Raw genomic sequence first — 6,880 nt, 5'->3', positions numbered from 1 at the left:
GCCGCGCGCCAAGCTCCCGACAAGGGAGCTTTTTTTGATGCCATTTTTTCAGTTGCTAAGCGGCAAAGGGAAAAAATCGCCAAAACCCTTGAGAAATCAGGATTGGCACTTGATTATAGGCATGGCGTTATGGTAATCTTTTATCTGAAATCGTTGTTTTGGTGAAATATGCCTAAAATTGGCCGTTTTTGCGAAAAAAGATGTTGAATTTCCGCGGTCAATTGGTTAAGATTAGGCATGTCACCGCCTGTTGGCGGGAAGAAGGCGGCTTTCCTCGCCCTTGGCTTCGTTTGCGCCCGGCGAAAACAGGAGGAGCCCAAACTGTTGGGAAGGGGCTTCAGCCGGCGGCATAGGCGCATCTCCTGCGGACTGTCGCGAGGCAAACATAGAATGATTGGCTGCGCCGGCGCGGCGCGCGGGCCTTCTTGCCGCTGGAATTGGATGTCTATGTATAGAAAAGCAGAAAAGTGTGCACAAATGGTAGTAAACAAGACCAGCCCCTTGGGAGGAGGTGAATGGCATGAACAAAACGGAATTGATCAACGCGGTCGCTGAAACAAGCGGTCTTTCCAAAAAAGATGCGACAAAAGCCGTTGATGCGGTGTTTGATTCGATTACAGAAGCGCTGCGAAAAGGCGATAAAGTGCAATTAATCGGTTTTGGAAACTTTGAAGTGCGCGAGCGCGCCGCCCGGAAAGGACGCAACCCGCAAACGGGCGAAGAAATGGAAATTCCGGCAAGCAAAGTTCCTGCATTCAAACCGGGCAAAGCATTGAAAGATGCCGTCAAGTAAGCCTACATAGCAGGAGCGCAGGAGGGAAGGGCAGGTGATCCACCGGCCCTTCTTTTTTGTTTTTTTTGGCTCCCTATGCTAGAATCGGATTACATGCAGCTTTTATGATGCAGGAGGATGTTGTTTGTATGCCAGAGATCAATTTTGCGCAAATTGAATATGCGGTCCGCCTCATTCTTGAGGCGATCGGGGAAGATCCAAACCGCGAAGGGCTCGTCGATACGCCGAAGAGGGTGGCGAAAATGTACGCCGAGGTGTTCGCTGGGCTGCAGGAAGACCCAAAGCAGCACTTTCAAACCGTATTCAGCGAGGAACATGAGGAGCTTGTGCTCGTCAAAGATATTCCGTTTTATTCGATGTGCGAACACCACTTAGTGCCGTTTTTTGGCGCTGCCCACGTCGCCTATATTCCGCGGGAAGGGAAAGTGACCGGGCTGAGCAAGCTCGCTCGAGCCGTTGAGGCGGTGGCGCGCCGCCCGCAGCTGCAAGAGCGCATCACGGCAACGATCGCTGATTCGATCGTCGAGGCGCTTGAGCCGCATGGGGTGATGGTCGTCGTTGAGGCGGAGCATATGTGCATGACGATGCGCGGGGTGAAAAAACCGGGGTCCAAAACAGTGACGACAGCGGTGCGCGGCGTGTTTGAAACAGATGCCAACGCCCGCGCTGAAGTGCTTTCGTTAATCAAAGCGTAAGGAGGGAAGAGGATGTACACAAACAGCGATTTTGTCGTCATTAAAGCGCTCGAAGACGGGGTGAACGTCATCGGGCTGACGCGCGGCGCGGACACAAGATTTCACCATTCGGAAAAGCTTGACAAAGGCGAAGTGTTGATTGCTCAGTTCACGGAACATACGTCGGCGATCAAAGTGAGAGGAAAAGCGTATATTCAAACGCGCCACGGTGTGGTTGAATCGGAAGGGAAAAAGTAAACCAGCAAATTTCTAGCAAACTAGAGCGTTTTCGACAAAATTATGTTATAATTGAGTCCGTCATGGCGGTGCGGATATTTTTTGGGGGACAAGGGTGAGAAGAGTGAATGACATCATGGTGAAATTGTCGTCATTGAAGGAACAAATCGAACGGCTGCTTGACCATCCGTATTTGCGCGCGCATGTGCCGGCGCCGGCTGTTGATGAAGACCGGCTGCTGCTTTCGCTGTCGATGATGACTGATGCTCCGGCGGCGCCAAATGAGCCGGACCGGTGCATCATCGCCATGATGCTCATGCAAATCGCCCTTGACACCCATGATCAGGTGACAGACCGCGGCGGCGATTTGCGGACGCGGCAGCTTGTCGTTTTGGCCGGCGACTTGTACAGCGGGCTTTATTACGACTTGCTGGCGCGCTCGGGCGATGTTGCGCTCATCCGTTTGTTCGCCGAAGCGGTCCGCGAGATTAATGAGCAAAAAGTGCGGCTGTATGAAAAAAAGGTGGAGCGGATCGAGACGCTGTTCGCCGCGGTCGGCACGATCGAGTCGGCGTTGCTTGCGAAGCTTGCCGAGCGCATCGGGGCGCCGCAATGGGGGCGATTTTCCGGCCATTACTTGCTGTTGCGGCGCTTGCTGCTCGAGCAGGAAGCGTTCGTCCGCACGGGGTCATCCATGCTGTTTGAGCAAATGGCGCATATCGCCTTTCCATGGGCCAAAGGGCTGACGAAAGAACAAAGGCGGCATTTGCTTCGCCTTTGCGAGCGTTATATTGACCATTGCAAGGAAGCGCTGCTGGCGGCGAATTTGCCGATGAACGACCTGCTGCGGTTTCGCATGGCGGAACTTGCCGGCGGATTTCAAGCCATCGTCAAAAAGTCGGTGGAAGAAGGGTAGAACGATGCATCAATCGAAAGAAGAGCGAGTCCATCGCGTATTTGAAAAAATTTCTGCACATTATGACCGGATGAATTCTGTCATCAGCTTCCGCCGCCATTTGAAATGGCGCGAAGACGTCATGCGGAGGATGAATGTGCAAAAAGGGAAAAGGGCGCTCGACGTTTGCTGCGGAACGGCCGACTGGGCGATCGCGCTGGCTGAGGCGGTCGGGCCGGAGGGGGAAGTGTACGGCCTTGACTTCAGCGAAAACATGCTGAAAGTCGGCGAACAAAAGGTGAAGGCGCGCGGCCTCGGCAATGTCAAGCTCATTCACGGCAACGCCATGCAGCTGCCGTTTCCCGACAATTCGTTCGATTATGTGACGATAGGCTTTGGCTTGCGCAACGTTCCTGATTATATGACGGTGCTTAAGGAAATGCACCGCGTCACCAAGCCGGGCGGCATGACCGTCTGTCTGGAAACGTCGCAGCCGACGCTGTTTGGCTTCCGCCAGCTTTACTATTTTTATTTTCGGTTTATTATGCCGCTGTTTGGCAAGCTGTTGGCGAAAAGCTATGAGGAATACTCGTGGCTGCAGGAGTCGGCGCGCGAATTTCCAGGGCGGGACGAGCTGGCTGAGATGTTCCGCGAAGCCGGTTTCGTTGATGTCGAGGTCAAACCGTACACGTTCGGCGTAGCGGCGATGCATTTAGGCTATAAACGATGAGTCAAGGTGAACACCATGAAGTTAAAGGCGATGTATTCGTTTTTAAACGATGATTTGGCGGCGGTCGAAGAAGAGCTGGAGCGGACGGTGCGCTCGGAATACGGGCCGCTCGGGGAAGCGGCGCTCCATTTATTGCAAGCGGGCGGAAAGCGGATCCGTCCCGTTTTTGTCTTGCTGGCTGCCCGATTTGGCCGGTATGATTTCGAGCGGGTGAAACATGTCGCTGTCGCGCTTGAGTTGATTCATATGGCATCGCTCGTCCACGACGATGTCATCGATGACGCCGACGTGCGCCGCGGCCGGCCGACGATCAAAGCGAAGTGGAGCAACCGCTTTGCCATGTATACAGGCGATTACCTCTTCGCCCGTTCGCTCGAGCGGATGGCGGAGCTTGCCAGTCTGCGCGCTCATCAAGTGCTGGCGAAAACGATCGTTGAAGTGTGCCGCGGGGAAATCGAGCAAATTAAAGACAAATACCGGTTTGACCAGCCGCTTCGCACGTACTTGCGGCGCATCCGCCGAAAAACGGCGCTATTGATCGCCGCCAGCTGCCAGCTTGGCGCCCTGGCCGCCGGCGCGCCCGAGACGGTGGCCAATCGGCTGTATTGGTTCGGCCATTACGTCGGCATGTCGTTTCAAATTACCGATGATATTCTCGATTTCACCGGCACGGAAGAGCAGCTCGGCAAGCCGGCTGGAAGCGACTTGCAGCAAGGAAACGTCACCCTCCCCGTGCTGTATGCCCTTTGTGATGAACAGGTGCGGGCAAAAATTACGGCCGTCAACGCGGACACGGATGCCGAGGAGATGGCGGCGGTGCTAGCGGCCATTAAACAGACGGACGCCATCGAACGATCGTATGCGCTAAGCGATCGCTATTTGGAAAAGGCGCTCCGCCTGCTTGGCGAGCTGCCGGCCAACGAAGCGCGCACGCTGCTTCATGATCTCGCCCTCTATATTGGGAAAAGGGATTATTAGCGCTTTCAAGGACGCTGTTGCCAACGGCGGAAAACAATGATACTATGATGGGTGGGAATCCGTTTCCCAGTACATACGACAGTAGAGGTGGAGAGCGAATGGCAGAACGGACATTCATCATGGTGAAACCGGACGGGGTTCAGCGCAATTTGATCGGCGAGATTGTCGCCCGTTTTGAAAAAAAAGGCTTCCAGCTTGTCGGCGCGAAGCTGATGCAAGTGTCGCGCGAACTCGCTGAGCAACATTACGCTGAACATAAGGAGCGCCCGTTTTTCGGCGAGCTTGTCGACTTTATCACCTCGGGGCCAGTGTTTGCAATGGTGTGGGAGGGCGAGAACGTGATCGCGGCCGCCCGGCAAATGATGGGGAAAACGAATCCGCAGGAGGCTGCCCCTGGCACGATCCGCGGCGATTTCGGCTTGACGGTCGGCAAAAACGTTATCCACGGCTCCGACTCGCCGCAAAGCGCCAAACGCGAAATCAGCTTGTTCTTTAAAGAAGAAGAGCTCGTCAGCTATTCCAAACAGATCAATGCATGGCTGTACTGATGCGAAGACCGGCCGCCATTCGGCCGGTTTTTGCCGTTTTTGTACATTGACAGGGGAGAGGAACAGGCGACGATGGACGATTATGCGCAGTTCATTGCCAAAGTGAAGCGAAAAACAGGCATTGACTTATCGCTATATAAGGAAGCCCAGATGAGGCGGCGTTTGGCGTCGTTGTACATGAAAAAAGGGCTAAAGAGCTTTGCCGAGCTGTTTGCAGCGATGGAAAAAGAGCCGGCGCTATGGCATGAATGCTTGGATCGGATGACGATCAACGTCTCGGAGTTTTACCGGAACGCCAAGCGTTGGGAGGTGCTTGAGCACACCATTTTGCCGCGGCTATTGGCGGAAAACCCGCGCCCGAACGTGTGGAGCGCTGCCTGCTCAACCGGCGAGGAGCCGTATACGCTCGCGATGGTGCTCGCAAAACGATTGCCGCTTCACCGCGTGTCGGTGTTGGCGACCGACATTGACGATAATGCGCTCGCCCGCGCGCGCCTCGGTTTGTACAGCGAACGGTCGCTTGTAGAGTTGCCCGAGGAAATGAGAAAAAAGTTTTTTACGAAAGAAGGCGAGTATTATAAAATAGACGAAAAGATTAAACAAACGGTCAAGTTTCAAAAGCACAACTTGCTCGCGGATCCGTTTCCGCGCAACATGGATTTGATCGTCTGCCGCAACGTGCTCATTTATTTTACGGAAGAGGCGAAGCGGATGCTGTATCGCAAATTTCACGACGCGCTCCGGACGGGAGGCGTGCTGTTTGTCGGCAGCACCGAGCAGATTTTCAATCCCGGCCTGTACGGTTTTGAAGTTGAAGAGACGTTTTTTTACCGAAAAAAATAGCTCGCGCCGGCTTCTTTTTTTCCTGAAACTATTTTCATTTTTCGAATTTATGATATATTTTTACTTAAACGCGTTAAAGACCTGAAGGGAGAGACAAACATGCGGTATTTGACGGCAGGGGAATCGCATGGGCCGCAATTGACGGCCATTTTGGAAGGAGTGCCGGCCGGGCTTGAGCTGCGCGCCGAGCACATCAATAAAGAGCTGGCGCGCCGGCAAAAAGGATACGGACGCGGCCGCCGCATGCAGATTGAAAAAGATGAAGTGAAAATCACAGGCGGCGTTCGGCACGGGAAAACGCTCGGCTCGCCGATTGCGCTCGTTGTCGAGAATCGCGATTTTAAACATTGGCAAACGATTATGGCGGTTGAGCCGATTGATGACGAAGCGGAAGTGAAGCGGAAAGTGACGCGTCCGCGCCCAGGGCATGCCGATTTAAACGGCGCCCTGAAATACGGACATCGCGATATGCGCAACGTGCTGGAGCGCTCGTCGGCGCGTGAAACGACGGTGCGCGTGGCGGCTGGAGCGGTGGCGAAACGCATTTTGGAGGAGGTCGGCATCCGCGTCGCCGGGCATGTCATCGAAATCGGCGGCGTGCGCGCAAAGAAGCTCGATTATCGTTCGCTTGAAGAATTGCAGGCAGTGACGGAAGAATCACCGGTGCGCTGCTTTGACCCGGAGGCGGGGCAAAAAATGATGGAAGCGATCGATTGGGCGAAGAAAAACGGTGATTCGATCGGCGGCATCGTTGAGGTGATCGTTGAAGGCGTTCCGGCCGGAGTCGGCAGCTACGTCCATTACGACCGAAAGCTTGATGCGAAAATCGCGGCCGCGATCGTCAGCATCAACGCGTTTAAAGGCGTTGAATTCGGGATCGGCTTTGAGGCGGCGCGCCGCCCGGGAAGCGAAGTGCACGATGAAATCATTTGGAGCCCAGAACAAGGCTTTTCGCGCCGGACGAACCGGGCGGGCGGCTTTGAAGGCGGGGTGACGACCGGGATGCCGATCGTCGTGCGCGGAGTGATGAAGCCGATCCCGACGCTGTACAAGCCGCTTCAAAGCGTGGATATCGAGACGAAAGAGCCGTTTGCGGCAAGCATTGAGCGATCGGACAGCTGCGCCGTGCCGGCGGCGAGCGTCGTCGCTGAGGCCGTTGTCGCCTGGGAAGTGGCGGCGGCG

The 6,880-nt window shown here is 54.9% G+C and carries 9 protein-coding genes; all 9 read left to right on the top strand.

The window, feature by feature from the left end; all coding sequences use genetic code 11:
- Window positions 1-520 precede the first annotated feature (520 nt).
- Complete coding sequence (locus VU18_RS09260; RefSeq protein ID WP_008879623.1) at window positions 521-793, top strand: HU family DNA-binding protein; 273 nt, start codon at window positions 521-523, stop codon at window positions 791-793.
- A gap of 128 nt (window positions 794-921) precedes the next feature.
- On the top strand, window positions 922-1,488 hold the full coding sequence (gene folE, locus VU18_RS09255) for a GTP cyclohydrolase I FolE (RefSeq protein WP_011231699.1): 567 nt from the start codon (window positions 922-924) through the stop codon (window positions 1,486-1,488).
- A 12-nt stretch (window positions 1,489-1,500) separates the two neighbouring features.
- The gene (gene mtrB / locus VU18_RS09250; protein ID WP_011231698.1) at window positions 1,501-1,725 is read left to right on the top strand and encodes a trp RNA-binding attenuation protein MtrB; all 225 of its coding nucleotides are present in this window, start codon (window positions 1,501-1,503) and stop codon (window positions 1,723-1,725) included.
- A 115-nt stretch (window positions 1,726-1,840) separates the two neighbouring features.
- Window positions 1,841-2,620, top strand: coding sequence for a heptaprenyl diphosphate synthase component 1 (locus VU18_RS09245; RefSeq protein WP_031206406.1), 780 nt, complete (start codon window positions 1,841-1,843; stop codon window positions 2,618-2,620).
- Window positions 2,621-2,624: 4 nt separating this feature from the next.
- On the top strand, window positions 2,625-3,329 hold the full coding sequence (gene menG / locus VU18_RS09240; protein WP_011231696.1) for a demethylmenaquinone methyltransferase: 705 nt from the start codon (window positions 2,625-2,627) through the stop codon (window positions 3,327-3,329).
- A gap of 15 nt (window positions 3,330-3,344) precedes the next feature.
- Window positions 3,345-4,307 carry a heptaprenyl diphosphate synthase component II gene (gene hepT / locus VU18_RS09235; RefSeq protein WP_021322184.1) on the top strand — a complete coding sequence of 321 codons (963 nt, stop codon included), beginning with the start codon at window positions 3,345-3,347 and terminating at the stop codon, window positions 4,305-4,307.
- Window positions 4,308-4,405: 98 nt separating this feature from the next.
- Window positions 4,406-4,855 carry a nucleoside-diphosphate kinase gene (ndk, locus tag VU18_RS09230; protein ID WP_011231694.1) on the top strand — a complete coding sequence of 150 codons (450 nt, stop codon included), beginning with the start codon at window positions 4,406-4,408 and terminating at the stop codon, window positions 4,853-4,855.
- Between the two features lie 72 nt (window positions 4,856-4,927).
- A complete protein-coding gene (locus VU18_RS09225) occupies window positions 4,928-5,698 on the top strand; it encodes a protein-glutamate O-methyltransferase CheR (protein ID WP_011231693.1) in 771 nt (256 codons plus the stop codon).
- 99 nt (window positions 5,699-5,797) lie between these two features.
- The coding region (gene aroC / locus VU18_RS09220; RefSeq protein WP_047758201.1) for a chorismate synthase at window positions 5,798-6,880 on the top strand (1,083 nt) is incomplete at its 3' end.

The organism is Geobacillus sp. ZGt-1, from assembly GCF_001026865.1.
In the GTDB taxonomy this organism is placed as follows: Bacteria; Bacillota; Bacilli; order Bacillales; family Anoxybacillaceae; genus Geobacillus; species Geobacillus thermoleovorans.
The sequence above is the reverse complement of the archived record's forward strand: the minus strand, read 5'-3'. Positions and strand labels throughout refer to the sequence as shown.

Bases quoted from the DNA above. Each gene is read 5' to 3' on its own strand.
- VU18_RS09260 (WP_008879623.1), top strand. From the start codon at position 521: ATGAACAAAACGGAATTGATCAACGCGGTCGCTGAAACAAGCGGTCTT.
- folE (WP_011231699.1), top strand. From the start codon at position 922: ATGCCAGAGATCAATTTTGCGCAAATTGAATATGCGGTCCGCCTCATT.
- mtrB (WP_011231698.1), top strand. From the start codon at position 1,501: ATGTACACAAACAGCGATTTTGTCGTCATTAAAGCGCTCGAAGACGGG.
- VU18_RS09245 (WP_031206406.1), top strand. From the start codon at position 1,841: ATGGTGAAATTGTCGTCATTGAAGGAACAAATCGAACGGCTGCTTGAC.
- menG (WP_011231696.1), top strand. From the start codon at position 2,625: ATGCATCAATCGAAAGAAGAGCGAGTCCATCGCGTATTTGAAAAAATT.
- hepT (WP_021322184.1), top strand. From the start codon at position 3,345: ATGAAGTTAAAGGCGATGTATTCGTTTTTAAACGATGATTTGGCGGCG.
- ndk (WP_011231694.1), top strand. From the start codon at position 4,406: ATGGCAGAACGGACATTCATCATGGTGAAACCGGACGGGGTTCAGCGC.
- VU18_RS09225 (WP_011231693.1), top strand. From the start codon at position 4,928: ATGGACGATTATGCGCAGTTCATTGCCAAAGTGAAGCGAAAAACAGGC.